This is a genomic window from Scytonema hofmannii PCC 7110 (genome assembly GCF_000346485.2).
In the GTDB taxonomy this organism is placed as follows: domain Bacteria; phylum Cyanobacteriota; class Cyanobacteriia; order Cyanobacteriales; family Nostocaceae; genus Scytonema; species Scytonema hofmannii.
On record NZ_KQ976354.1, the window covers coordinates 7,324,239 to 7,348,602 of the forward strand.

Sequence of the window (24,364 nt, forward strand, 5' to 3'; positions counted from 1 at the left end):
AAGATTGAGTAATTTATTTCTTGGAAATCCTTAATTCAAACTTGTAGAGGCGCAATGCCTTGCGCCCCTACGTGCAGATGATAGTTCTCATTCGTTGAAATGACTCTTTTCCAGTCCCTAGTCCCCAGTTCTATTAAATCCCTGCACCATCCAAAAACTCTTCTATTACCCTATCGTCAATCCGACAGCGAGTGCGAGTTTCTGTAAAAACTGGCTCCTCTGTTAGGAGGTGGGTATGAGAAGAATACTGTTCTTTCAAAGCAGCGGTTAGGTTAGGAACTGACAAGTTTTGTTGCACATCTTGCAACTGTTGAATTTGTTGTTCGAGTTGCTCAAGCCTGTCTACTAAAGCACGTATCACTTGCGCTTCAGCATCTGGTAAACTTCCATGCTCTAGCGGATCGACGCGAACTCCAGCGCGATAAATAATCCGACCGGGTATGCCAACTACGGTACAGTCAGATGGAACATCACGCAAAACAACCGATCCAGCACCGATGCGGACATTGTTGCCAATATGAATATTGCCCAGCACTTTTGCGCCTGCTCCAACCACAACATTTTCACCTACAGTCGGATGGCGCTTACCACATTCTTTTCCCGTACCACCAAGGGTAACACCTTGGTAAATCAGGGTATAGTCTCCAATAATTGCTGTTTCTCCAATAACCACGCCCATTCCATGATCAATAAAAACTCCTTGTCCGATTGTTGCACCAGGGTGAATTTCGATTCCAGTTAAAAACCGGGCTAGGTGGGAAATGAGACGGGGAATAAAGGGAATACCAATGCTATACAACCAATGAGCAAACCGATGAAATAACAGGGCTTGCAATCCGGGGTAGCAAAACAATACTTCCAACCAGTTGCGGGCTGCTGGATCTCGGTCAAATATAATGCGGAAGTCAGTCAAAAGAGTAGATAACACGCTTATAAAACTCTCGTTTTGCCAAACAAGTTACACTTTATCTTAACGTTAATTGCCAATTGCTAAATGAGTCAGCACAATTAGAGTTAACTAGTGATGATGGTCATTTGTCATTTGTCATCTGTCATTGGTGAGAATTTTAAGTATAATTACATTTTGTAATGTAGTTGGGTTTATTTCCGCCCTAGCCACTTAATTCAGAAATCTACTCATCGTCCACATCTGCGAATATAGATTTTAAATCCCGATAACCGCTAACTACTCGGACAATAACAATACTATCTTCAAAAACTTTATAAAAAATAATGTAACTATTCAATGGTATTCCTCTCAGCCTTGGAGCAAGATTTGCGTAACTTCGACCTATGTTTGGAAATTTAGCTACATTTTGACACTTCTTATTAAATTCTCGAATCAATCTTTCTCCGGCGTCGATGTTGTGAACTAGAAAATAATCCAAAATATCATCTAAATCTTGGCTTGCTTCTTTTGCAATAAAATATTCCATTATTTTTGAGTTTGACGCGCTTTCCGCAATTTCTCTTCTAGTCGCTCCATTACCACTTCACCATCTAGTACTTCTCCACGTTCGATTTGAGCAAGCCCAATAGCTATTTTTTTTCGTGTTTCCTCTTCCCACTCTTGATAACCCTTCTCCCATTCTTCAAGTAACTTCAATGCTTTAGCAATAACATCTTCAGCATTCTCATATCTACCTGTAGCAATTCGGGTTTGAATAAATTGCTCGTATTCGGTTTTAAGTTGGATGTTCATAATTTCTACCTCTAGTTATCCTGCATTTCCCTTGCCATGTTTGAACACTGCTACCAAGACTATTATTGCTACTGCCACTGCCTATAAAATAGCACGGATTTTTTATCGACTTTGGACACACAGAGGAGATTATACTGACCCAAGCATGAGATCGCTCGCTACTTCTTTCAAACGTTCCCAGTATCGGCTAAGCGATCGCAATTTTCAGAGAATTTTGGTCATTAGCTCTGCTCCTGTATCTTGAGTCTATAGTTTCGCCTTTCTCCTGGTTTAAATGTGCCTACCCATATGCGGTATGTACCTGCTTTCCAAGTGGTATCTGTAATGCTAGCGTCTTTATTTCTACCAGTATCATCGCCACACCGAACTATGCTATTATCTGGTCCTTGAATTACCAAAGTTGTATCAGCGCCACCTGTATCAACTTGTATTTTGAGGCGAGAAAAGTCTTTTTCCAAAATTAGGATATGATCTGGCTTGGGGTCGGCATAGCCGATACACACATTTCTGTTGCGATCGCGATTGCTAATAGCAGACAAGGAGTACGATCCACCTGTATAACCTGCTATTGTTCCTTTCGTTGATTCAAACCCAGGTGACAGAGCTAGCTTACCAAAGTTTGCTGTTGTATCTGCTAACACAGGGGTAGAAGCAAGTGCGGCAAGTGCAGCTAGGAACCATATGCTTTTGATCGTAGATTGGGGGCCACTACGTTTCATAATACCCCTTCCTTCAGTCTGAGTAGAGTTGTTTTCTATACTCAGACTATCAGGAAAAACATTGAAGCTTTCCTTTCTTGTGGCACCTTTGATTGTGGCACAGGAAACTCGGGAGTCAGGAGTCGGGAGTCGGGAGTCGGGAGTCGGGAGTAGGAATTAATTTCCTAACCCCTAACCCCTAACCCCTAACCCCTAACAACTAACAACTAACAACTAACAACTAACAACTAACAACTAACCATTAAACTGAAAAAACACACCACCTTTAAGCAAGTCTGTATCGCTACCGTAACTGCTAACTGTTAGCGATCGCAAATTTTGGAAAAATGGTTTGCCGATGACTTCTACAAGCTTAATAAAGGGGAGTTGACGTTCAATAATTGGCTGACTCTTTGTCCAATCGAGATAGACATAACCCTGGTTGGGTTGGGGTATGACAGCAATACTATTTTGGAAATCACTCTTGTTAACTAGAGAATCTTCCTTGGCTGTAAGCGCTGCATCCATTGCCTCAATTGAGGAAGTGATAATCTCGTAATTACCAGCATCTGCATATGCACCCAGAACCTTTGCTTGAATTGTATATACCTGTCGTTCTTTTGCAAGCGCAGATTGACTGGAAGTTGCGGCTAACTCCGTCCAAGCAAATATTTTTTGTTCGCCTATCTTCAAGGAATTCAACGAAAGCCCACCTGATGAGACAATTTCATTTAAATGAGAAATAGCGGCTGGTGTCGCCTCTGATTTTTCTGCTACAAAAATCCAATCGGGATTGATTTGGTCTTCACGGGGTAACAACCCTATAGCATACTCTCCTTGTACCCAGCTAAAAATATCGTCTTTCCAGTTGATGTTCCAGCGCTTTTGAACTTCAGCCAGAGGTTGCAGCAATCCAGAGAACACATCTTCCTTGGAACCAGATATAACTGCGATCGCTTGTTGCCAAAGTAGTGCTAAATTGCTGCGATCCAAACTGCTTAAATTTGAAGAAGCAACTGACAAACCTGCTGAGGCTGGAATATACTGCAATGCACCAACTGGCTTAGCGATTTCTGTAGTTGCAAGCAAATTTTTTTCTTTCGCCAGTAAAGCTGTTTCAGCTATCAATCCTTTGCGATTCGCAACTAAGGAAACAATTTGACTGTTGTAGGTTCCGTTTTCACTTTCCAATCCTTGCCATTTTGCTACAGTGGGGAGATTTAGGAAAGCAACTGCGAGTGCATCCTTGGGGGAAGCTTTTATAGTTTGCTGGTATTTGCTGGAACTAATTAAATTCAAGTCTGGGGCTTGAACGTTATTAATTGCATCGCGCAGAACTTTTGGATCGTTAGCAAATAACACAAAGTTATTACCCACCACTGCACCAGCAAGAGCGTTTTGAATTTTAGATTTTGGATTTTGGGTTTTGGATTGGCGATTTGGAACCGAAAAATATCCGCTTGGTTTTTCTTCTACAGGTGTTTCCTGTGGAATCTCATAAATCAACTTAACACCTTTATACTGTTCAACAGTTAAGTTTGCTCCAGCAAGCGATCGCTTGGAAAACAATAACTCCACAAATTCACGGCTTTTTTCTGGTTCTTTGGTGGCTAGTGCCATAAGATACCCAGGATTCCTGCCATTTTCAGGTTCGCGATCCAAGTCTAAAGCAGTTACAGCCAATGTGATTTCCTGACCCAACCACGGCTGAATATCTTTTTGGTAATCAATATCCGTATTTGCTAATAAACTTGTTTTTAGCTTAGACAGTTCGCCATCCCGTTCCGAACTTTGCAAGCGTTCCGGATTTGTCAGCAACGACACCATCACTGGCGCTTGCTTGGAAACAAATATAGCAGCATCTGGCTGCCCAGAAGGAGTGACGAGGTTGGGCGGATTTTTAGCACTGTTACAACCACTGGTACCAATGAGAAGCAGCACGAGGAGACAAGCAGCTATGGTTTTGAAAAATAAGCGTTGTGTCATAATTTGTTACATAGACTGTTGAAGGCGCACAAACAAATATATAGCTGCTGGATGATAGGCAGCTTCACTACTAAAATTCAGTGTAAGTCGTTAGCGCTCATTGCCCATGCTCTATAAGCATAAGTACTACGGTAAAGTGTAACGGAATATTGAAGATTTAAATAATATTCCATAGATAGCTTCTCAGTCTTGCTCATAGCAAATTTGCAGCTTTAACGGGAATAATAAAATTATGCGAATATTAACGGCAGTCAGTAGTTTATGCTACAGGTCAAAATTATTCGGGCAGCCTTCCGTGAAATACAGAAACTGCCACTTCCCGATGTCAATAAAGTTTATGAAATTCTACGATGTATAAGCCAGGAAGAACAAACAGACACTAAATTTCTGAGTGGATACGACAACCTAAAGCGTACCAGATCGGGGAACTTGCGCGTTATTTGGCAACGAGAGCCAGGTGGCGATATTGTAGTTATCAAAGCAGGTTTACGTGGTGATGTTTATGACGATGCATTTGACAGTCGCGATCGCGATTGTCCCATAATAGTCACCGAACTTATCAACCCTCAAGGAACTGAATTGGCTGAACACCCAACTTACTACTGGAATCAGCAACAAGATTCCGATTGGTACAAATTCGTGTATAGTACGTATCGCTACTCACCTATACTGACTCAGTACCAAAGAAAAGTACTTGAAGAACCATTAAGAACTTTGTTTGCTTATAACCAATGGTTAAATACTGACACATTTAGAAACAGGGTTTGTATAGTCCAAAGTGCTCCAGGAACTGGCAAAACAATATGTGCTACTCTATTTGCCTGTGAAATTCACAAACAACATGGGTGTAATACAATGCTTATTGTGCCAGAAGCATTGCGTGGAGATATAGCCGAATATTCAGAAGTCAAGCAAGCACGCACACAGGAAAACTTTTGGCTAGTTACGTTTCGAGAGTGGATTGGCAGAATCAAGCCCGAATTCCAAAATCGCCTCGCTTCTTCGGACGAAGAATTATACGCATTGCAGGAGGCTACTAAATTTACTTATCAACCAAGGCGTCTTAATCTCGATAAAATGACTTATAGAGATGTGTTGCTCTATCAATCTTTCGTACTAGATACAGCAGTTTTTCACCAAACCAGAAATGCAATTTATCAAGTGAATAGAGAGCAGATTGAGAGATTAACTCAGATTGATAAACAACGTTGGTTAAGTGCATTATCTGGTAGAAAATCTCGTGTAAATGCTGCTTCTGAGTTGACAGAAAATCCACCATTACCACCTTTCAATAATGGTTGTACGCTGATCGTTATTGATGAAGCTCAAGATTTTATGCTGTGTGAACTTCAAGCTCTAATTGCAGTATGTCAAGCATGGTTAGAACAAGGGCATCAAACATATTTATTATTATTGGGAGACTTAAATCAGCGAATTCAGCCAACAGATTTTGACTGGGGACAATTACGCCTGAGAGAGCCAATCAAATTAGAAAGAAATTATAGAAATTCGCTTCATATATTAGAATTTGCTAACCAATTCTGGAATATAGCACAATACATTAGTAGAAATTTTCACGGGAAACACCTACCACCACCTGCAAATTTAGAAGATGCTTTTGAAGTTGGAGAACCAGTGCGTTTATTGGAATGCACCTCCAATGATGAAGCTCTCAAATTTTTGCAGCAACTTGCTCAAGAATCTGAACGAGAAGAAGATAGACGTTATTTACTTCGCGACTTGACTAACGCTGTTAAAGTCGTTTCTCCTAACTTAAACATATCTTACAATAACTTAGTGATTTTAAATGCAGAACAAGCAAAAGGGCGAGAATTTGAAGCTTGTATTGCTTTTCGGTTATTTGATGGAACTGGTGAACCATCATTAGAAGAGTGCTTTCAGTGGTATACGTTATTGACTCGCGCCCGTTCTCGGCTGCTAGTAGTAGTTACTTCAGAAGAATTAAATCGTCTCGATAGCCATGAGTGTAATTACTTTGAAAAGTGCGATCGCATCGACTCTCACACAGCTATCAGTTGGATTACCGAATTAGCTTGTGATGTCGATCTGAATCAAATGACAGATGATATTCAACAACGTTTGTGGAAACGCTGTGAAACTGGATATTTGTACTGGGATACTTACTTAGCCTTAGAATTAGCGGCAGTTAAAGACGAGAATCTTTATAAGTGGGAACACGAAGCGATTGCTTTACTTAGCAAGCATTCTCAACAACATTTACAGAATGAATTAAAAAATACTCACAGTATTTCTCTACGCTGTTTGCTATTGCGAGCAATGCAGTGTTCTTGGCAAGCGGTTACAGAAGCTACTCAGTTAAAAAATAGAGATTTTCCAGAATATCAACGTTTAATCAACAGTATTGCTCGAGATTTAGTAGCTAAGGGATTGCCTTATGAAGCAGCACGAGTTAAAGTACAACTCAGCGATGGCAATAACCATCATAATCTTCCTTTTTGGGGAGAAATTAGCAATCATTCTAATCAATTTAAACCTTTAGTCACATTACTATGTGAAGCTTTTATAGATCGAATTACTAATTTAAATGACAACAGGTAGATAACTCAATGACACAGTATACAGATGAACAAATAGCTCAGCAACTCGAACAACTTGCGATCGTAATTCAAGCAGCTAAAGAGTCGGCAAACACAGTTTTAGAGCAAATCCAAGCAACTCAAGATGAAATTTCACAATTTGTTGAAATAAAAAAAACTGATATTCTTAATTCACAAAATCAAATGATTGAACAAGTTCAAAGACAGGTACAATTGCAGGAGGAAGAAATTGTGAACCAATTTCGCACTTTGGTTGCAAACACTTTAACAGATTTGGGGGGACAAGCAGGTTTAGAAAAGCTGCGACAAGAACTTCAGGAGGGACATCATGTATTAAGCGAAATCCAGATTATTAATCATCAGTTGCACTCAGGTATTGAAACATCACTGAATAAACTGCAAGATATGTTGCAAATACATTCAGCAGTAAAGCAAACAGTATCTGAATTAGAAGCAACGCGTTCGGAAATATCCGATTTAGCTCTACAAATTCAATCAGATAAGAAATCTATTCAAACAATGAGAGTAGAAGTAGAAAATTTTAGCAATGATATTGAAAATACTAAAAATACTTTAGTCATTGAACTACATGGAGAAATCAAGCAACTACAACGAGAGTTACAAAAACAACAAATCCAAGCAAAAAGCCAGCAGTCTCTACGTAATTGGTTGTTTGGAATTGCATTTAGCACTGCTTTTATAGCCCTCGTTTTGGCGATTCGATAAATCAAGGTTTCACCTTGGGTAAGGGACTTCCAAATAAAAAAATCTCCCAACGTTTCTTGTAGTGCGGTGCTCGCAGCCCACCACTCATACAGGAAGATCTGTGAGCACCGCACGGCTGATCGCTAACTAACCACAAAGCTGCCAATTTTCTGCGAACATGAATATACAGGCAATTATCGTAAAACTTCATGACAGGCAGACATGAGCGAGCAATCTTTCACCCAAATTAGCGTTGAGGAACTAGGTCAACGTTTATCTTCACAAGAGCCAGACCTTCAGCTTGTGGATGTACGCGAACCGCAAGAAGTCGCGATCGCTAGCATAAATGGCTTTGTCAATTTACCTTTGAGTCAATTTGCTCATTGGGGGGAACAAATTCAAACTCGCTTGAATCCCCACGCTGAAACTCTCGTACTCTGTCACCACGGCGTCCGTTCCGCTCAGATGTGTCAGTGGTTAGTTGCTCAAGGGTTTACAAATGTTAAGAACATTGCAGGGGGAATTGATGCTTACTCTAATTTGGTTGACCCGTCTGTTCCTCAGTACTAATTCTGCTTTAAAAAGTATCTTTTTCAACTAATCTGACTGGCAATTATAACTAACTTTTGCTATCTTTAACACAGTAGATTTAGTGCTTAAGCTTTATGGAACAAGTCTCTCAGTGGCTCAACTCCTATCTAATTGTTCGAGTTCAAGTGAAAATTAGTAACTGAAAATACAGCGCTCTTTAGAAGCTTATGAGATCGTGCATGGTATATGCAAGTTTTCTATCTCGAAAGACCTGAGGTTGTTAACCTAACTCACTTTGTTTTAATGAACACTTTATTAGGGGCTATACTGGAACTTTACTCTACTTATTTCAAATAAAGTACATATTTTGATATTTTTCTTTACAAATATTCATTCTTGTTGGAGTTGCGTCCATTAATTTTTTCAAACTTTACTTAAAATTCTGCTTCAATAAACCACCCCCTTATGCAAGTTCAGTTAACCAATCGGCAACAACACATACTTTGGGCAACCATACGCCATTACATTGCCACGGCGGAACCTGTCGGTTCCAAAGCTCTTGTTGAGGAATATAACCTTGGTGTGAGTTCGGCAACCATTCGCAATGTGATGGGCGCGTTGGAAAAATCAGGGTTCTTATACCAACCCCATACCTCCGCCGGACGAGTCCCTTCCGATTCAGGCTATCGCATTTATGTCGATCGCCTGATTACACCTTCTGAAACTTTAGGTAAGGAAGTAGAGGTCGTACTCCAACAAAACCTCAAATGGGAAGAGTGGAGCTGGGAAGCAATTCTACAAGGAGCTGCACAAATCCTCTCAACCTTAAGTGGTTGCATTACCTTAATCACCATGCCACAAACTGGTGCGGCTGTTGTCAGGCATCTACAACTGGTGCAAATTGAAGCAGGACGAGTCATGCTGATTGTTGTAACAGACGGATATGAAACACATTCAGCAGTGCTGGACTTACCGCCCGAACAAGACAATACACAACTCGACGCAGAAGCCATCGACCATAAGTTGCAAATAGTATCTAACTTTTTAAACAGCCATTTGCGGGGGCGCAGTTTGGTGGAACTCGCCAATCTTGATTGGAGCGAACTTGACCGAGAATTCCAAAGCTATAGCAACTTTTTGAAAAAATCATTGGCAGAGTTAAGCCGTCGCACTCTTAAACCATCTGCAACACAAATCATGGTTCGCGGAATCGCTGAGGTTTTACGTCAACCAGAATTCTCGGAATTACAGCAAGTGAAAACGCTTATCCACCTGCTGGAAGAAGAACAAGACCAACTTTGGCAGTTAATATTTGAACAACCAGAAACTGAGGAAGTGGGGAAGCCACGAGTTACTGTTCGTATTGGTTCTGAAAATCCTTTAGAACCCATCCGTACTTGCTCCTTAATATCCTCCACTTACCGTCGCGGCTTAGTACCCGTGGGTAGTGTAGGCGTTTTGGGACCAACGCGCTTGGATTATGAAAGTGCGATCGTAGTTGTGTCAGCCGCAGCTGATTACCTGTCAGAAGCTTTCAGTTCGTTCAATTCTTAACAGTGACCAGTGACCAGTGACCAGTGACCAGTGACCAGTGACCAGTTAATCCCCATACTTAAAAGTAGGGGATTTGAATCATAAATCAATTCCTTTGTTCCTTAAATAAATAATGGTGCAAGTACCGTATACGTAACTGGTCAAATTATGGTGAGAAAAATTGCTTTTGGGGTCTTGTGGTTGACCGTTATTATCTACGCCTCTTTCTTCGCCCCTCCGAATCAACCCAATACATTCGATCTGATTAAAAATCTTTGTATTGGTCAGTGGCAAGGAATTAATCCCTTGGTGATATCACTTTTTTACATTATGGGTGTTTGGCCGTTGATTTATAGCGCAGTCATTTTTGCTGATGGTAGAGGGCAAAAAGTCCCTGCTGGGCTGTTTGCCACAGGTTCCTTTGGTGTTGGAGCATTTGCTCTGCTACCTTATTTATCGCTACGAGAACCCAATCCAAAGTTTCTTGGCAAAAAGAATCTTTTTTTGGCAATATTGGATTCTCGCTTGACTGGTATTGCTCTAACTGCTTCCACTATTGTTCTAGTCGCTTACGGTCTTGGGGTTGGTGACTGGCGGGATTTTGTAGGTCAGTGGCAATCCAGCCGCTTTATTCATGTTATGAGCCTTGATTTTTGTTTGCTTTGTCTGTTGTTTCCAGCGTTACTTAAAGATGATATGTCTCGACGGGGGCTGGATAATCCTCAGATTTTCTGGTTGATTGTGTTGATCCCTCTGTTTGCTCCTTTGATGTACTTATGTATACGTCCACCTTTACCAAAACTGGATACAGAGGTTAGGGGTCAAGGATTAGGGATTGGGGGTTAGAGAAAAGCATGAACATCAATTTTCCCCAGCCCAACCCTATAGTAAAGATAGAACATTGATTCATGATTAAAAAAGTAACTCTTTGGTCATTGTGGGTTGGATTTATAGCCTACATTTTATTTTTGGCACCTCCTTTGCATTTAGAGGAAACACTCACTCTCTTGAAAAACATCTTGACGCTGAATTGGTTAGCAATTAATCCAATTGTCATCTCAATTTTTGCTCTGGTAGGTATTTTGCTGCTGATTTACAGTGGTGTTTTGTTCTTTGATGGCAGAATGCAATGGATTCCTTTCTGGCCTTTTGCTTTGGCTGGTGTTGGTGCGGGTATTCTTGGTCTTTTGCCTTATTTAGCTTTTCGGGAATCGAATCAAGAATTCGCTGGACGAAAGGATTCTTGCCTAAATCTTTTGGATTCTCGCTTGTTCGGTATTGTTCTCAGTTTAAGTACTCTGCCCATACTGGGCTATGCTTTTGTTCTGGGTGATTGGGCAGATTTTTGGCAGCAGTTTCAAAGCGATCGTTTTATCAACGGTATGAGTTTGGCAGTGTGCCTGTTTTGTCTGTTATTTCCCACCGTGCTTGATGATGAGATGGCAAGGCGAAGATTAGATAACCCTCAGTTGTTTTGGGCTGTAGCGCTTGTTCCCCTACTCGGTCCGCTTGCGTATCTTTGCCTGCGCCCGCCAATACTGGAAAATAACATTGCTCGACACAGGCAAACCACATTAGCTCGTAATTAGTAATTCGTAATTCCTAATTTTTTTAAGAATAATTACGAATGACTCTTTAATTTATAAACTTCAGGCAATTGCCACCATGCAACATGAGGATATTCATGGTGTTCCTTATGATAGCCAAAATGATAGCAAGTGATAAATGACAACCAAACTGGACGCGAAATCGTTTGGGCGCGATGGGGGTCTGAATAACCTTCTTCTGGTTCTTGATGGGGTAAGAAAGTACCAAAATAAAATAACTGCACGGAACTTAAGACTGCGGGTACTGCCCAAAAATAACTCAAATTCCATCTGGGTATATGGAGTAGGAAATGAGAAAGATTATAGATACCTGTTAAAACAATAATTTGCTGCCAACTCCAGTAATTTTTCATGAAATACAAATACCATGAAAAAAAGTTTTTATGCTGACCGTTATGGAAGTCTGGATCTAATTCACTTGCCGGATGATGGTGGTGTAGCCAGTGCTTTTTGATTAATTTGTTGTAGGATAACCAACCGTAAAGTAACAAACTTAACGACCCAACAAAGTGATTGATTTTGCTATTTTTAGGAAATACCACTCCATGCATAGCATCGTGAGCAGTAATAAATAATCCCGTATAGAGAAATGTTTGCCAGATTACACCTAGTAATACAGTTAAAAAATTAAATTTGGAAATGTCTACTGAAAGTAAATAAATTAAGCTGGCTGCCCATATACCTATTATGGTAATAGCACTAAAAAGCCCAGTAGTAGATTCACCATTTAATTTTATTTGAGGACTGGGTGGTTTTTCTAATTGTTGGATCACGCTATTGACTCCGTCTTGGGTGAAAATGCAAAAAATTACGTTAGGGCAAACCTATCGTCTATCAGATAACCTCTGAATCGCGATCGGCGCTGTGCTTCAAGCAACACCAGCATTTATATTGTATAGAAATATTAAGTTACTTTAATAATTACATACCCAACAACTATCTTTGGTTCAAAGTTTATTTAGTATTGGGTGTTACAACCCACCTTCCGCACCCTAAAGTGTCACACTACGAATTTTGGACGTTTGAGGATTTGGGGTTGGCGATCGCCATCGATAATTTACTCATTTTTGTATAAAATACAGCTTTTCTCGTTAGTATAAATCCGAGAAAACCGATTGTGACAGTAGGGGGTGCGGAATGTAGGTTACAAGTGCAAGTTTGTAAGGGTCTGCAAGATCCCCGACTTCTTTAAGAAGTCGGGGATCTGAGCAAACTTACCCATCAAAATTAATGTGGTGGATCACTAGTTTCAGAAGCAAATTACTGTATGGTTACCGAGCAAGGAGATTCAATACGTCACGCACTACACTGTAACCATTGAGATCCCATAAAAGATATGCCAGAAAGCCAATCATTGCCAAACGTCCTTGCCATAGTTCGGATTGAGGAGTAAACCCGAATTTCACAGCATTGCGGTCACTACCGTTGTACGCCTTTTCAGTAGCATCTGTGGGATAAAGTTCCATTGTTAAGTTTCCTGAAGTTCATAGTTACATTTTTCATAGTATTGGCTAGCGCAATTGGCGCTATCTGTCTGGAGTACAAAACAATGAGCTAATCCCAAGAATGAATTTCTTGAGGATATATGTGAATGATTTATAACAAAAGAACTGTAGAGTTCCATCCACACTACCGAGAAGAAGATTTTGTGTATCGATACGTAGTGTTGCTCTACACATTACATGAAACTTCAACTATCCGAAATATAGGGATTAACTAGTCACTGGTCACTGGTCACTGGTCACTGTTAAGGTTCAACCTGCAAAACAACTAATGTCATATCATCGGTATTTTGCCTGTCCTCACCGATGAATTGTTCCACTCGGTCAAATAGATAATCTAATATCTCTGCTGGACTATTACAAATCCGACAAGCATAGTTAAAGGCAACAAGAAGATTTTCTTCATCAAAGCGATCGCCACTTGCACATGCGGCATCAGTTAAGCCATCTGTATAGTAAAGGATAGTATCGCCCGATTCTAACTGAGCGCGGGCGTCTTCGTACTGGCTGCTAGCATCCAAGCCAATCAGCATACCACAGCTATCCAAGCGCGTCACTGTTTTTGTAGTGGCATGCCACCACATGGGAGGATTATGGGCAGCATTGGTGTATGACAAAATCCTGGTTATTGGGTCATACTCGGAGTAAAACATAGTGACAAAGCGGTGAGAATTTTCCAAATCCGCATACATGACTCGATTCAGGTTTTCCAGAATTTGACCTGGGGTATGACTGTGTAAAACTTCTCCCCGCAACATTCCCCGCATCATAGTCATAATTAATCCGGCGGGAACACCTTTGCCCATCACATCCCCAATCACTAAACCCCAACGACCATCCATTTCAGCAGAACGACCATTGTTGTTGTACTGAATTTGATGGTGATTGGTAGGAATAAAGTCATAGTAATCCCCACCAACGCGATTGGCAGGTTTACAGCGGGCTGCAAGCGCTACGCCTGGGATGGTTGGGTACTGGCGTGGTAGAAGCCGTCTTTGAATTTCTGCACCAATTTCTAATTCTTGGTCGAGACGTTCTTTTTTCCTCAGTTCTACAGCTAATTCATCGTTTTCGATCGCCACCGCAGTTTGATCTGCAATCAACCGAACTAACTTTTGTCTGGTTTCCGTCCAACTGTACTCTGGATCGCGACTTAAAACATAAAGCCATCCTCGTTCTGTATGCTTTACCAGAATAGCTGTGCCAAAGACGTGTATGTCTGGTCCCAAGTGGCGATGCATATGGTCATCCAACACTCCTGTATTTGTTGCCAAAGGTTGGGAGTTTGGCACATACGTAATTTGGCTGCTAGCTGTTTCTAAGGCTTTGCGGATATTTTTACGCTGACGGCTATCTTGCCAGTGAAGTTGTTCTAATCTGACTTGACCGTTAGGTTTATACAAAAACAAAGCACTTCCATCCGCATCTGTTACCCTTGTCGCCATCAGTGGAATCAGTTCCAGAAACTGATTGAGATTGTTGAAACTTCTTAAGGCAAATCCCAATGAACTCAGTAAGTCTTGAATTTTATTTTGTTCTCGATGTAACCGTGCCACAAGCTCTTTCAGCGCTATTACAGGAGTCACATCCGTACCAGCACTAGTCGCGTTACTGTCAGTAGGTTGAGAGGGTGGTTGAGACACAGGCACAGCTATAATTGCACTTTACTTAAGCAGATCTTTAGATTAGTTATAAATACTTCTGTTCTGGTATTGCTAAATCATATTGTGACAAGATTGTCAATTTAGCAAGAGTAGAAAGACGTATGACTTGGATTTTTATATATATTTTCTTGTATCAGTCAATAGGTATATATAAGAGCTAAGTGTTTTAGAAAACAGATTTTTTTGATGAGCGCGTAAGAGGCTTATTATTTTATCATATTTTTTTTGATTTGTCACCTTCCACTGGAAATATTGAAAGTACAAAGTGTCGCTGAATTTACCACGACACTGCCAACATTTAAACTATCACTAGAGAATATTGTGCGATCGGCTTTGTCAGGAATTGCAGACATTTTTGTTGTCTCACGCAAAGTCGAGCCAGTGCGCGAACAAGACGTAATACCACTAGGCTCACCAGTAATTATCTAGAGCGCAGAGCCTTGCTCCCACCAAGGACTAACCATGTACGGGGCAAGGCCGCCGCGCCCCTACTAACCACTCAAAAGTGCTTCCACAAACTCGTAGCTAGAAAAAGGTCGTAAGTCTTCAACACCTTCGCCTGCACCAATAAAGCGAATGGGTAAGCCAAGTTGCTGCACAACAGCAAGGGCGACTCCACCTTTGGCAGTGCCATCAAGCTTTGTTAAAACGACACCACTCAGTTGTGCTGCTTGAGAAAAGACTTCTGCTTGTCGCAGCCCATTTTGACCTAAAGTCGCGTCTAAAACCAGCAAAGACTCTACTTTGGCATTGGGAGCTTTTTTATCAATAATACGACGAACTTTACTGAGTTCGTCCATTAAATTCTTTTTATTTTGCAGTCGCCCTGCAGTGTCTACCAAAAGTAATTCTGTTTCTCGTGCTAATGCGGCAGAAATTGCATCGAATACAACAGCTGCTGGATCTGCATTCTTTGCAGGATTAGCAATAACTTCGACACCACTTCTTTGACCCCAAATTTTTACCTGTTCCACAGCCGCAGCGCGGAAGGTGTCAGCAGCACCAATCAAGCATTTATATCCAGATTTATTGGCTAGGTGGGCAATCTTACCAATGGTGGTGGTTTTACCAACCCCATTCACTCCAGTCATTAACCAAATGTTTAGGGTTTCCTTTTCTGGTGCAAAGGAGGAAAGTTTGCCGGATTTCTGTATTGGCGTGTCCAGCATATCCCGAAGGATTGATTTGAGATATGCAATACCTTCTTCTGGTGGTAACGCTTCTTGGCGAAGCCTTTTTTGTAAGGTGCTGATGATATAGTCGGTTGCTTCCACACCTACATCAGCTTGCAAAAGCAAAGATTCTATTTCTGTGACAGCTGCTAGGTTGAGCGGTCCTTGACCAACTATAGCTTTCAGTTGGTTGAGTATGTTACGGCGAGTTTTATCTAAACCTTGGCGCAGTTTCTTCAGCCAAGTAATTTCTTCAAGAGAAATGTCTTCGGGACGCCTACCTTGTGCAGCTAAGACTTCTGTAGACCACAAAAATCCTTCATCGAAAGCAAATCCAGGAATTTCCTCTTGTTCTTGTCGAGAAGTCGTTGTTGCTGCTGGTTGTACTACCTCTGGTTCTGGTTCTGCGATCGCACTGGCAATGAGACGTTCTTGCTTAGCTTGCCTTTCTGCTGCTGCCTTTTCTAGAAAGGAGAGTGTTGTTGGTACTGCTCTTTGAGTTTCCTCGTTTGTGATGACTGTTGGTTCAGTCGCTACACCTTCCTCTGTCCCTAACTCCCCATCACCTCTAATCTCTAAAGGTGATGGGGAGTTTTCCACTTCCTGTGCTTCAGCTGTAGCTTGCTCTAGTGGTGCTACACTCAATTCTGCTTGGGTTTGGTCATCAGTAGTTGGTTGACTCAGAAAAACTTCCTTATCTTCCTTGTCCTCTAAGCTTTTTTCTTCTTGAGGTTGTGGCGTTTCTGTAACTTCTTTCAGCTGGGAAGTTTCTGTAGTTGCTTCGTCAGATAAAGTTTCAGATTGCTCGTCAGCTTGCTGTCTTTGCTGAATATTTTTGTAAGCTGCTTTTGCATAAGCTAGCAAATCTACAGCTACGTCGGTTGCATTCTCTGCCGTTGACGTTGCGGCTGGTTCTGGTTGGGTTTGTTGTACAGCAGGTGTTTCTGGCTGCTTATCTTCAGAAGGAGTACCAGAAGGCTCATTATGTTGACGGCGGAACCAATTAAAAACCATTGCAGCTAGGGTTGTTTTGACGTTTCCCCAGTCCGGGGGTAAGTTTTAATGTCTTCTACTGACAATCCTAATGGTACTATTTTTTTTACTCAGGGCGTCAACCAATCAACAACCAGTGACCGACGTCACTGGTCACTGGTCACTGGTCACTGGTCACGGTTAATTTTTTCTGCTCAATGACTCGGCGCAAAACACCATTGATGAACCTATGGCTATCTTCTTCGCTGTACCGCTTAGCTAGCTCGACAGCTTCATTAATCGCTACGCTTTGAGGCACTTCAAGATACTTCATTTCTGCTACAGCAATTCGCAAAATATCACGATCTATGTGAGCAAGGCGAGTCACTTGCCAATCGACTAGGGCGCTGGAAATTTTTTCATCTATAGCGTCGCGGTTTTCATTGACTACAAGAATGATGTTAAGAGCATACTCTCGAACTTCTCTATCTTGATTTGCCAGTTGAATCAGTTCCGGAAACTCCACAGCCGCACCTAACTTGTTAATTGCTGTTTGCGTGTACTCGATCGCTTCTTTAACCATTGTTCTGGCAGTATCGAGATCGTTCGTGCGAGTTTGGCTGCTCAACAAGCGATCGTTACTGCGTTGTAATTCTGCCGCTGCGTTATCTAGAGTATCCTGCACTTCAGATCTTAAGGTGCGTACAGCAGCAAGTACTAACTTGGTGACGAGCCGATCTTGCTCCATCTTCTCCAATTTTTTCGGATTAACTGGCAACTGGCTGAGGCTTAAAAGTGCCAATTCACGGGCAATTTGACGGGGTTTTCGCTCTTGCATAAAAGTTAATGAAGGGATTAGGGGTTAGGGGTTAATAATTAGTGGTTAGTAGGGGCGTAAGGTTCTACGCCCGTATATGGTTGGTGGTGGTAACTAAGGCTAGATTGGCAATTAGCAATTAACGATTAGCAACTTTAACCCTCTTCAAGAGGTATAACTTGGCATTTTGTCTCTAAAGGAGGAACTTCCAGTTTGCGCTCTTTTGGAATTACTAATGGGGCTAACGATGTATTTGGAGAAACAATCCCACCAGAGACTATAATTTTAAACGCATCTTCAATAGACATTGACAAGTTAAGGACTTCCTCTTCTGGAACAACTGCATACCATCCCGTTGTGGGATTGGGGGTTGTCGGAATAAAAAGGCTTAACATTGAATTTGGCATTTGAGATTGAATCTCATTGCTTATATTGCCAGTCACAAAAGCGATCGCCCATATTCCCCTTCGTGGATACTCTACTAAAACAACACGGCGAAATTTGCCATTTGTATCTTTTAATAGTGTTTCTAAAAGCTGCTTAAGAGTTTTATATACCTGTCCAGCTAAGGGAATTGCCTGTAGGAGACGCTCACCCACATTTAGTAACCACTGTCCTGCAATGTTCCTAGCCATTAAGCCAATCAAAAGAATACTCAGTAACGGCACCATTAGCCCTACCAAGAGATTCAGTATGTTGACTACAATAGGATGCATCCCCTGAAACGGATTCAGTTGTTTGGGAATTTGGGTTAGAAAGTTGACAACCCAACTTGCAACAGTGATTGTTAGCCAGATTGTGGTAGCTAGGGGAATAACGACTAACAAACCTGCAATCAGGTCATTTTTGAGGTCCTGTTTCCAGCGATTGATTGCCAAACCCCCATTCTCCTTTTTTAGGCTCGTGGAATTTTTTTTATTGGTACTCATATTATTAGCCATTTAGCTACTATCGTTTAGGTGTCAAACTCTAGCTTTCAGCTTTTTGCTGACTGCTAACGGCTGACTGAGCGCTTCACTTTAAGACTTGTAAATGATTGTTCAAGTCTTTTAACGTATTACTAATACTACCTTGTGAGATCAAAAGCTGCTAATTGTTCTAAAACTACGGCTTAACTCTAGTTACATTTGCCCTTTTTGAGGATTCATTTTAAATACGGTCAAATTGGGTAGTTTAGAAAATAATGTGAATTTTATTAAGATATATAAATCTAGTATAACATTTTTTTGAAAGGTGCTCATCAATTTCCCAGTAGAGAAACTCTTACTATTCCCTGAGTTCCAACCACAAGCAACACTTCGAGAAATCTTAAAAACTCATATGCTAGAGACTCAACATGGCTCGAAATAACTGAGAACCGCGTAGGAGGACTGAAAGCGTCCATTTCTACGTCTATCAGCACGAGATGAGGATGCTTGACCGATTAGCTGCTTATCATGGGAAGAATCCCTAAAACATAAGTAGCATTCATCGCTCAACTTTGTACCCTGTATCACAGCCTACACCTGATGTGGTACTGGTAAAATGAAAAATGCCTCCATATAGAGAGGGCATTCCAAGTGTAGAGTTAGAAACTGGCGGTTCTTAAGAAAGCACCAGTTTTTAATTTTCTCTCAGTATTTTTGGTAATACTGCATCAATTTGTTCTGGTGGTATTTTTACGCGACCAGGTGCGGTTGCTAACATATCCATGTATTTATGGAAAGCTTCTGTGTCTTGAGGGTTTTGACGTACATATGCCAGTAATTCAGCCCGTGTCATACCTTCAAAATTTGATTCCGTCATAAATCATTCCTCCATCAATGTCAATCTCAATTTCTATTGTCTCTCCAACCAGAATGAATATGCGCTTTGTTCGTTCATCTAACCGAGTCACGTTCATTGGTTTTAGCAAATTACTTGCCATAATGCACACTCGATACAGCGTTTTTAGTTGTTCTATTGTTGGTTGCATCATTTAATTGCTAGTATCGCGTACTCTGGCAGAATACCCCATTGCTCACCACGAGAGTTAGCGCCTAGACTCTGTTTTAGTCTCGTATTAAGGAGTTGGTAAGCCTCCCGCTTATAAGCCCCCGAATTCTATTCGGGGGTCAGTGACAGGGACTCAGATATTCTAATCAGCAGAATTTGAGACCAACTCAGTGACTTGAGTTTCAGGGGTTTTTGCATATTCGGTAGGTATGGGCATATTCCTGATTTCCCAAACCTTCAGTAAAATTAAATACTCATAGAAAGTTTGTAAGAGACACCAGGTAAAACCCGCCTGCCCATCCCAGCAACCACCTAAGACAAAATACATATAGAAGAAACGAATTAAAGGTCTAGCTGGTACACGTAAAGATAAATCTTTGAGAGCACGGCGTCGTTCAACTTCTGTCTTGCCAAATAATAGATTTTGCCAATGAACTCTCCCACCCTCTAATTGCTGGACAGTTTCTTTGGCTTCATCAGTAGAATAGCGATTGTGTTTTTCTATCCAACGGCTGAAACCCTTACTACAGGTATAATGAGGGTAGGTTTCTTTTAAAAAGCTTGTAGAACCGTCACACACTTCGCGCTCAGTGTGACCGTAGTCTATAAACCAGACTTTGCCGTGGCGGAAAAGGCGCATTTGATAGCGGGGGTATTGCGTGCTGCGCCGAATCCAACGGTTCATAAACATGACTCGCTCGGCAACATAGTAGCCGATGTGTTCCTGGCTTTGAATTGCCGTATTGCATTCTGCAAACAGTTCTGGTGTCATGCGCTCGTCTGCTTCGAGAATATAAACCCATTCATGCTTGGGAGGTATATTTTCTAGCATCCAAGTTCGTTGATGACCGTGGCTTTCAAAAGCATGTTCTACAACACGTACTGGATAGCGACTGGCAATTTCTATAGTGCGATCGCGACTGCATGAATCCACAACAATAATATCATCTGATAGCATTGCCGACTCTATACAAGCAGCGATGTCCAACTCCTCATTATAAGTCAATATGTAAATCGAAAACATCTCAAATTGTTAGTCATAATAACTCATCTGTGACAAAGTATACTTTTTGTCAATTTTAATGGCAATATGTGATATCGGTCACTGGTCACTGGTCACTGAAATTCCGAATGCAATGGCAGTATGAACCACCTATAAAGGGGTGATTTATTCTACTGCCTGCGGAGAGTGGATTACCGTGCAGGAACTTTGCGTCCACCACCTTGTGTAGCACCCGTACTTCTTATTCCAGTCCAACCAATGATGATGTAACCAATAGACAACAGCAAACTGCTCATTCCAATTCGCAATCCTGATTTCCATGCCCTTTCTCTGGCTTGTTTCTCAGCTTCTTCCTTCCGCTCCCGAATTGTGCTCAGTTGTTGATTTGCTAAAGCTTGAGGATCGCTTTGCTGGGCAATAAATTTGTCAAGTTCTTGGGGATTTGCCTTAAACTTCTTGAGCAAATCTTTTTGAGCTTGGGGGATATTTGGGTTTTCAAGTGCTTGCTTGTAGCGTTGATCGTCTTTTAACAGTTCGGTAAACTGATTTCTGATTTGAGATTTTTGTTGTTCTACGGCTGCTCTGACTTTATCGTTACTCAATTGAGCTTGCACTTGATTGAGCTGGGTTTTTAATTGATTTTCTGCAGCTTCGGCATCCTTACTGATTTGCTCTACCCTAGTAGCACTTGCTTGGCGAACATTATTGAGGTGTAAGGGAAAAATCAGCAAAAACATCAAGCCCAAAATGCTTGACAGTATAAACGCTGGAAATCTCAGGTCGATACCGGGACGATTTCCATCATCTATACTGTCAATCCAGTATCCAGCAAAAAGGAAACCCAAACCCACGAGTGGCACAATTCCTCGGTCAACCAACGCCGTTGCCAAATCAATTTGCCATGCCTTGTTAGTTGGTTGGAAGGGAAACAAAAGAATCAGAAAGTCCACAAAGAAAGACACTATTAGAATGAGTCCCACGACTTTAGCAGTGCGGGCAGCAGTTACAGCAGCTAAATGAGTATTCATAGTTTTTTACCTCACATACAAAGCGTGAAAGTTTCGTTGCATCTGAACTCCGTATTCCTTCTTACCTGCTAACGTTGTAGGGTAGTGAGGAATACGGTCAAATCTGACCCCTCAAAGTCCTACTCCGGACAATCCCACCCTCTAAGAGCAGTGAGGTAGTTGAATCCAAGGTACTGGAATATTGTTCCCATGATGCTATCCGTTATTTATGATTGGGAGATTATTTTTTTGAATTGAGGATTAGGGATTAGGGATTGGGGATAAGTTATTCTCTTTTGTCCCCCTTGTCCCCAGTCCCCAGTCCGAGGTTCCCAAAATACCTGTGTTGAAGAATACCAGATAAACATATACACTGTCTGTGGCAACAGTAAATACTCCTTTAGGGGGAAGAAACAAATTTTTCCCACAACGGTAAATCTTCTGGGCGATCGAGATCGCATAGAACAGGTAGGTAACCGACTGATAGATTCAGCAGATGGGCAATCTCTATAGTTTGTTGTAGGACTTGAGAAGTTCCCCAAGTGATGTTAGCAAATAAGTCTGGGATGGGGCGTTGTAAACCAATCAAGTAATAACCACCGTCTTCTGCTGGCCCTAACACGAGATCTTTATGGTGAAGTTGCTCAAAGGCCTTGACAAGAATTCCAGCATTGATGTCAGGACAATCTGTCCCAATGATAATAACTCTTTCTGCTCCTGATTCAAAAGCATACAAAAGCGATCGCACCAAGCGCTCACCCAAGTCTCCTTCTCCTTGAGGCTGGCAAATTAAGTCAGAACCCAGCCAATCATGCACAATTGGCAAATTCCCACCTGCAAACCGCACTTCAAAAGATAAACTAAAGCCTATGAGCAGCTGTTTTACCTGAGATATTGTGTGTTCGGTCATTTGGCGCTGAAGCTCAGCCGCGCCTTCTGGACTTAAAGCGCCGATCAATCGGGTTTTTGTCTTGCCAGGTTCAGGATAGCGCGTAAATATAACTAGATGCTGTTTTAGCATTGGGGATTTTGGATTTTAGATTTTGGATTTTGGATTGGTCACTGGTCAGGTGGAGATTGCGAATTGTGAATTATTTCCCTCCGTTATGAGAGGAAGAAGGGTATTTTCTAAGTACTTATTCCTACTTTAGGGGTAGTTTTTGGTGCAACAATTACCCAATTTAGACAAAAAATCCTGAAATCTATATAAATTAATGGTTTCATCTATCCACTTCTGGCTGGGACACTTTAGAATGATTCATTGAAAAGTCGAGCCGATGGGAGTTACAGCCTTTTTAGGCATAAATACTCAAAAAGACCGACTTCTGTAAATCTCCGAATAAAGAATTAAGTAGAGATGCATCAGGGAGCATCTGTACACAATCTCAAGTAAACCTTAGGAGTTTGACATGAACAAAGGCGAATTAGTTGATGCAGTAGCAGAAAAAGCTAGTGTGACCAAGAAACAAGCTGATGCAGTTCTGACAGCTGCACTGGAAACCATCATTGAAGCTGTATCCTCTGGAGATAAAGTGACTCTGGTGGGATTTGGTTCCTTTGAATCACGGGAACGCAAAGCTCGTGAGGGTCGCAACCCCAAAACCAACGAAAAGATGGAAATTCCTGCAACTAAAGTTCCTGCTTTTTCAGCTGGAAAACTGTTTAGGGAAAAAGTTGCGCCCCCAAAATCATAAGTTCTCCCAATCGCGAGCTTTTTTTGATGCGGCGACCTAAACACGGGGGAAATTTAGCTTGGGCTTCCGCACTGGCTGATTGTCCCTCAAATGCAATTCTGGATTTTTCTGCCAGCATTAGCCCTTTGGGACCGCCAAAAAGCGCTCTCGCTGCTATTACGTCCCAATTGGATAATCTCAGGCATTATCCAGACCCAAATTACTGTGAACTGAGACTTGCTCTCAGTCACTTTCATAAACTCTCTCCAGAGTGGATTTTGCCGGGTAACGGCTCGGCAGAGTTGCTCTCTCTTGCAGGCAGAGAATTAGCACAATTAGCCGCAACAGTTTTAATCGCTCCAGCCTTTGGCGACTACTATCGGGCGCTGGCGGCATACGATGCCAAAGTTCTGGAGTTTCCCGTGCCATTAACAGCCACTGAGGAGCAGGAATCACCCCCGTTGAATTCAGTGGCTTTCTTAAGTCCTTTGTCAGAAATTCTTGACAAAAACCTCAGGACTTTTGACAAAGGACTATTGCTTAATAATCCTCACAATCCAACAGGAAAGTTATTTTCGCGGGAAGCAATTCTGCCATATCTTGAGACATTTGCTTTAGTGGTAGTAGATGAAGCTTTTATGGATTTTTTGCCTCCAGATCGGGAACAAAGCTCGATCGATATGGTGCAAGATTATCCAAACTTAGTGATTTTGCGATCGCTGACCAAATTCTACAGTTTGCCAGGATTGCGCCTGGGATATGCAATCGCGCATCCCGACAGATTGCAGCGCTGGCAGTTATGGCGTGACCCTTGGCCTGTAAACACCTTAGCAGCCGCAGCAGCCGTCGCTGCTCTCCAAGATGAGGTGTTTCAGGCAGAAACCTGGGCATGGTTACCACCAACACGAAACCAGCTTTTCCTTGGTTTAGCCTCTTTGCCAGAATTACAACCCTTGGATGGTGCTGCTAATTTTTTACTCGTTGAGTCACAACAATCAGTATTGCAGTTGCAGCAAAAATTACTCAAAGACCACCGAATCTTAATTCGGGATTGCCTAAGTTTTCCTGAATTAGGCGATCGCTATTTCCGTGTTGCCGTGCTTTCTTCTTCAGATAACCATCGCTTGCTAAAAGCTTTATCATTAGTCATTAGTCATTAGTCATTGGTCATTGGTCATTAGTCATTGGTCAAATCATGACTAATGACAAAGGACAAAGGACAAAGGACAAAGGACAAAA

Annotated in this window: 27 protein-coding genes; 11 read left to right on the top strand and 16 right to left on the bottom strand. The window is 41.6% G+C overall.

The features are described from left to right. Positions 1 to 133: 133 nt before the first annotated feature. The 3 genes from cysE to WA1_RS30665 all read right to left on the bottom strand — a co-directional run bounded on the left by cysE (position 134) and on the right by WA1_RS30665 (position 1,702). The gene (gene cysE, locus WA1_RS30655) at positions 134 to 928 is read right to left on the bottom strand and encodes a serine O-acetyltransferase (RefSeq protein WP_017740488.1); all 795 of its coding nucleotides are present in this window, start codon (positions 926 to 928) and stop codon (positions 134 to 136) included. A gap of 205 nt (positions 929 to 1,133) precedes the next feature. After that, complete coding sequence (locus WA1_RS30660) at positions 1,134 to 1,436, bottom strand: type II toxin-antitoxin system RelE/ParE family toxin (protein WP_017740487.1); 303 nt, start codon at positions 1,434 to 1,436, stop codon at positions 1,134 to 1,136. Then, positions 1,436 to 1,702: a ribbon-helix-helix domain-containing protein gene (locus tag WA1_RS30665; RefSeq protein ID WP_017740486.1), complete on the bottom strand. Its 267-nt coding sequence runs from the start codon at positions 1,700 to 1,702 to the stop codon at positions 1,436 to 1,438. The genes WA1_RS30660 and WA1_RS30665 overlap by 1 nt, the downstream gene beginning before the upstream one ends. On the opposite strand from WA1_RS30665, the gene WA1_RS55615 reads away from it, so the two are divergent. After that, on the top strand, positions 1,695 to 1,946 hold the full coding sequence (locus tag WA1_RS55615) for a hypothetical protein (RefSeq protein ID WP_148662797.1): 252 nt from the start codon (positions 1,695 to 1,697) through the stop codon (positions 1,944 to 1,946). The two genes, WA1_RS30665 and WA1_RS55615, sit on opposite strands and share 8 nt — an antisense overlap. Here WA1_RS55615 and WA1_RS30670 read toward each other — a convergent pair. Both WA1_RS30670 and WA1_RS30675 read right to left on the bottom strand, forming a co-directional pair. Further along, complete coding sequence (locus WA1_RS30670; protein ID WP_017740485.1) at positions 1,924 to 2,421, bottom strand: hypothetical protein; 498 nt, start codon at positions 2,419 to 2,421, stop codon at positions 1,924 to 1,926. The genes WA1_RS55615 and WA1_RS30670 overlap by 23 nt on opposite strands. A 234-nt stretch (positions 2,422 to 2,655) precedes the next feature. Then, positions 2,656 to 4,386: a DUF3352 domain-containing protein gene (locus WA1_RS30675; protein ID WP_017740484.1), complete on the bottom strand. Its 1,731-nt coding sequence runs from the start codon at positions 4,384 to 4,386 to the stop codon at positions 2,656 to 2,658. A gap of 261 nt (positions 4,387 to 4,647) precedes the next feature. Between WA1_RS30675 and WA1_RS30680 the strand changes: the two genes are divergently transcribed. The 6 genes from WA1_RS30680 (at position 4,648) to WA1_RS30705 (ending at position 11,323) form a co-directional block, all read left to right on the top strand. Beyond that, positions 4,648 to 6,966: a hypothetical protein gene (locus tag WA1_RS30680; protein WP_017740483.1), complete on the top strand. Its 2,319-nt coding sequence runs from the start codon at positions 4,648 to 4,650 to the stop codon at positions 6,964 to 6,966. An 8-nt stretch (positions 6,967 to 6,974) separates the two neighbouring features. After that, positions 6,975 to 7,691, top strand: a complete 717-nt coding sequence (locus tag WA1_RS30685; protein ID WP_017740482.1) for a coiled-coil domain-containing protein — start codon at positions 6,975 to 6,977, stop codon at positions 7,689 to 7,691. 201 nt (positions 7,692 to 7,892) lie between these two features. After that, positions 7,893 to 8,240, top strand: coding sequence for a rhodanese-like domain-containing protein (locus WA1_RS30690; protein ID WP_017740481.1), 348 nt, complete (start codon positions 7,893 to 7,895; stop codon positions 8,238 to 8,240). A gap of 426 nt (positions 8,241 to 8,666) precedes the next feature. Next, entirely contained in the window at positions 8,667 to 9,755 is a 1,089-nt protein-coding gene (gene hrcA, locus WA1_RS30695) for a heat-inducible transcriptional repressor HrcA (protein ID WP_017740480.1), read from the top strand. Between the two features lie 147 nt (positions 9,756 to 9,902). Next, on the top strand, positions 9,903 to 10,580 hold the full coding sequence (locus WA1_RS30700; protein WP_017740479.1) for a hypothetical protein: 678 nt from the start codon (positions 9,903 to 9,905) through the stop codon (positions 10,578 to 10,580). 62 nt (positions 10,581 to 10,642) lie between these two features. Beyond that, positions 10,643 to 11,323: a hypothetical protein gene (locus tag WA1_RS30705; RefSeq protein ID WP_017740478.1), complete on the top strand. Its 681-nt coding sequence runs from the start codon at positions 10,643 to 10,645 to the stop codon at positions 11,321 to 11,323. A gap of 32 nt (positions 11,324 to 11,355) precedes the next feature. Here the strand turns inward: WA1_RS30705 and crtW are convergent, their stop codons facing one another. After that, a complete protein-coding gene (gene crtW, locus WA1_RS30710; RefSeq protein WP_026134363.1) occupies positions 11,356 to 12,111 on the bottom strand; it encodes a beta-carotene ketolase CrtW in 756 nt (251 codons plus the stop codon). A gap of 501 nt (positions 12,112 to 12,612) precedes the next feature. Further along, the gene (locus tag WA1_RS30715; protein WP_017740476.1) at positions 12,613 to 12,807 is read right to left on the bottom strand and encodes a chlorophyll a/b-binding protein; all 195 of its coding nucleotides are present in this window, start codon (positions 12,805 to 12,807) and stop codon (positions 12,613 to 12,615) included. 125 nt (positions 12,808 to 12,932) lie between these two features. Here WA1_RS30715 and WA1_RS60430 point away from each other — a divergent pair, with 125 nt between their 5' ends. Then, a complete protein-coding gene (locus tag WA1_RS60430; RefSeq protein WP_272819260.1) occupies positions 12,933 to 13,061 on the top strand; it encodes a hypothetical protein in 129 nt (42 codons plus the stop codon). Between the two features lie 27 nt (positions 13,062 to 13,088). On the opposite strand, the gene WA1_RS30720 is transcribed toward WA1_RS60430, so the two are convergent. Next, positions 13,089 to 14,492 carry a GAF domain-containing SpoIIE family protein phosphatase gene (locus WA1_RS30720; RefSeq protein WP_017740475.1) on the bottom strand — a complete coding sequence of 468 codons (1,404 nt, stop codon included), beginning with the start codon at positions 14,490 to 14,492 and terminating at the stop codon, positions 13,089 to 13,091. Between the two features lie 267 nt (positions 14,493 to 14,759). Between WA1_RS30720 and WA1_RS57405 the strand changes: the two genes are divergently transcribed. Further along, entirely contained in the window at positions 14,760 to 14,936 is a 177-nt protein-coding gene (locus WA1_RS57405; protein WP_158516719.1) for a hypothetical protein, read from the top strand. Positions 14,937 to 14,998: 62 nt separating this feature from the next. Here the strand turns inward: WA1_RS57405 and ftsY are convergent, their stop codons facing one another. From ftsY to WA1_RS30760, 8 genes are all read right to left on the bottom strand, one after another. After that, positions 14,999 to 16,693: a signal recognition particle-docking protein FtsY gene (gene ftsY, locus WA1_RS30725; protein WP_017740474.1), complete on the bottom strand. Its 1,695-nt coding sequence runs from the start codon at positions 16,691 to 16,693 to the stop codon at positions 14,999 to 15,001. 139 nt (positions 16,694 to 16,832) lie between these two features. Then, the gene (gene nusB, locus WA1_RS30730; protein WP_017740473.1) at positions 16,833 to 17,489 is read right to left on the bottom strand and encodes a transcription antitermination factor NusB; all 657 of its coding nucleotides are present in this window, start codon (positions 17,487 to 17,489) and stop codon (positions 16,833 to 16,835) included. Between the two features lie 134 nt (positions 17,490 to 17,623). Further along, positions 17,624 to 18,397, bottom strand: a complete 774-nt coding sequence (locus tag WA1_RS30735; RefSeq protein WP_026134362.1) for a DUF502 domain-containing protein — start codon at positions 18,395 to 18,397, stop codon at positions 17,624 to 17,626. Between the two features lie 673 nt (positions 18,398 to 19,070). Continuing rightward, a complete protein-coding gene (locus WA1_RS30740; protein WP_017740471.1) occupies positions 19,071 to 19,253 on the bottom strand; it encodes a DUF6887 family protein in 183 nt (60 codons plus the stop codon). After that, positions 19,234 to 19,425, bottom strand: a complete 192-nt coding sequence (locus WA1_RS30745) for a DUF6888 family protein (protein ID WP_336389816.1) — start codon at positions 19,423 to 19,425, stop codon at positions 19,234 to 19,236. Before WA1_RS30745 ends, WA1_RS30740 begins: the two co-directional genes overlap by 20 nt. 159 nt (positions 19,426 to 19,584) lie before the next feature. Beyond that, positions 19,585 to 20,466 carry a glycosyltransferase family 2 protein gene (locus WA1_RS30750; protein WP_017740469.1) on the bottom strand — a complete coding sequence of 294 codons (882 nt, stop codon included), beginning with the start codon at positions 20,464 to 20,466 and terminating at the stop codon, positions 19,585 to 19,587. A 170-nt stretch (positions 20,467 to 20,636) separates the two neighbouring features. Continuing rightward, positions 20,637 to 21,473 carry a hormogonium polysaccharide biosynthesis protein HpsJ gene (gene hpsJ-B / locus WA1_RS30755; protein WP_017740468.1) on the bottom strand — a complete coding sequence of 279 codons (837 nt, stop codon included), beginning with the start codon at positions 21,471 to 21,473 and terminating at the stop codon, positions 20,637 to 20,639. A gap of 379 nt (positions 21,474 to 21,852) precedes the next feature. Beyond that, on the bottom strand, positions 21,853 to 22,473 hold the full coding sequence (locus WA1_RS30760) for a TIGR04282 family arsenosugar biosynthesis glycosyltransferase (protein WP_017740467.1): 621 nt from the start codon (positions 22,471 to 22,473) through the stop codon (positions 21,853 to 21,855). Positions 22,474 to 22,861: 388 nt separating this feature from the next. Between WA1_RS30760 and WA1_RS30765 the strand changes: the two genes are divergently transcribed. Beyond that, the gene (locus WA1_RS30765) at positions 22,862 to 23,146 is read left to right on the top strand and encodes an HU family DNA-binding protein (protein ID WP_009457351.1); all 285 of its coding nucleotides are present in this window, start codon (positions 22,862 to 22,864) and stop codon (positions 23,144 to 23,146) included. A gap of 26 nt (positions 23,147 to 23,172) precedes the next feature. Continuing rightward, on the top strand, positions 23,173 to 24,285 hold the full coding sequence (gene cobD, locus WA1_RS30770) for a threonine-phosphate decarboxylase CobD (RefSeq protein WP_017740466.1): 1,113 nt from the start codon (positions 23,173 to 23,175) through the stop codon (positions 24,283 to 24,285). The last annotated feature ends 79 nt before the right edge of the window (positions 24,286 to 24,364 follow it).

Bases quoted from the DNA above. Each gene is read 5' to 3' on its own strand.
- WA1_RS30660 (WP_017740487.1), bottom strand. From the start codon at position 1,436: ATGGAATATTTTATTGCAAAAGAAGCAAGCCAAGATTTAGATGATATT.
- WA1_RS55615 (WP_148662797.1), top strand. From the start codon at position 1,695: ATGTTCATAATTTCTACCTCTAGTTATCCTGCATTTCCCTTGCCATGT.
- WA1_RS30665 (WP_017740486.1), bottom strand. From the start codon at position 1,702: ATGAACATCCAACTTAAAACCGAATACGAGCAATTTATTCAAACCCGA.
- WA1_RS30670 (WP_017740485.1), bottom strand. From the start codon at position 2,421: ATGAAACGTAGTGGCCCCCAATCTACGATCAAAAGCATATGGTTCCTA.
- WA1_RS30675 (WP_017740484.1), bottom strand. From the start codon at position 4,386: ATGACACAACGCTTATTTTTCAAAACCATAGCTGCTTGTCTCCTCGTG.
- WA1_RS30680 (WP_017740483.1), top strand. From the start codon at position 4,648: ATGCTACAGGTCAAAATTATTCGGGCAGCCTTCCGTGAAATACAGAAA.
- WA1_RS30685 (WP_017740482.1), top strand. From the start codon at position 6,975: ATGACACAGTATACAGATGAACAAATAGCTCAGCAACTCGAACAACTT.
- WA1_RS30690 (WP_017740481.1), top strand. From the start codon at position 7,893: ATGAGCGAGCAATCTTTCACCCAAATTAGCGTTGAGGAACTAGGTCAA.
- hrcA (WP_017740480.1), top strand. From the start codon at position 8,667: ATGCAAGTTCAGTTAACCAATCGGCAACAACACATACTTTGGGCAACC.
- WA1_RS30700 (WP_017740479.1), top strand. From the start codon at position 9,903: ATGGTGAGAAAAATTGCTTTTGGGGTCTTGTGGTTGACCGTTATTATC.
- WA1_RS30705 (WP_017740478.1), top strand. From the start codon at position 10,643: ATGATTAAAAAAGTAACTCTTTGGTCATTGTGGGTTGGATTTATAGCC.
- WA1_RS30715 (WP_017740476.1), bottom strand. From the start codon at position 12,807: ATGGAACTTTATCCCACAGATGCTACTGAAAAGGCGTACAACGGTAGT.
- WA1_RS60430 (WP_272819260.1), top strand. From the start codon at position 12,933: ATGATTTATAACAAAAGAACTGTAGAGTTCCATCCACACTACCGAGAA.
- ftsY (WP_017740474.1), bottom strand. From the start codon at position 16,693: ATGGTTTTTAATTGGTTCCGCCGTCAACATAATGAGCCTTCTGGTACT.
- nusB (WP_017740473.1), bottom strand. From the start codon at position 17,489: ATGCAAGAGCGAAAACCCCGTCAAATTGCCCGTGAATTGGCACTTTTA.
- WA1_RS30735 (WP_026134362.1), bottom strand. From the start codon at position 18,397: ATGAGTACCAATAAAAAAAATTCCACGAGCCTAAAAAAGGAGAATGGG.
- WA1_RS30740 (WP_017740471.1), bottom strand. From the start codon at position 19,253: ATGACGGAATCAAATTTTGAAGGTATGACACGGGCTGAATTACTGGCA.
- WA1_RS30745 (WP_336389816.1), bottom strand. From the start codon at position 19,425: ATGATGCAACCAACAATAGAACAACTAAAAACGCTGTATCGAGTGTGC.
- WA1_RS30750 (WP_017740469.1), bottom strand. From the start codon at position 20,466: ATGTTTTCGATTTACATATTGACTTATAATGAGGAGTTGGACATCGCT.
- hpsJ-B (WP_017740468.1), bottom strand. From the start codon at position 21,473: ATGAATACTCATTTAGCTGCTGTAACTGCTGCCCGCACTGCTAAAGTC.
- WA1_RS30760 (WP_017740467.1), bottom strand. From the start codon at position 22,473: ATGCTAAAACAGCATCTAGTTATATTTACGCGCTATCCTGAACCTGGC.
- WA1_RS30765 (WP_009457351.1), top strand. From the start codon at position 22,862: ATGAACAAAGGCGAATTAGTTGATGCAGTAGCAGAAAAAGCTAGTGTG.
- cobD (WP_017740466.1), top strand. From the start codon at position 23,173: ATGCGGCGACCTAAACACGGGGGAAATTTAGCTTGGGCTTCCGCACTG.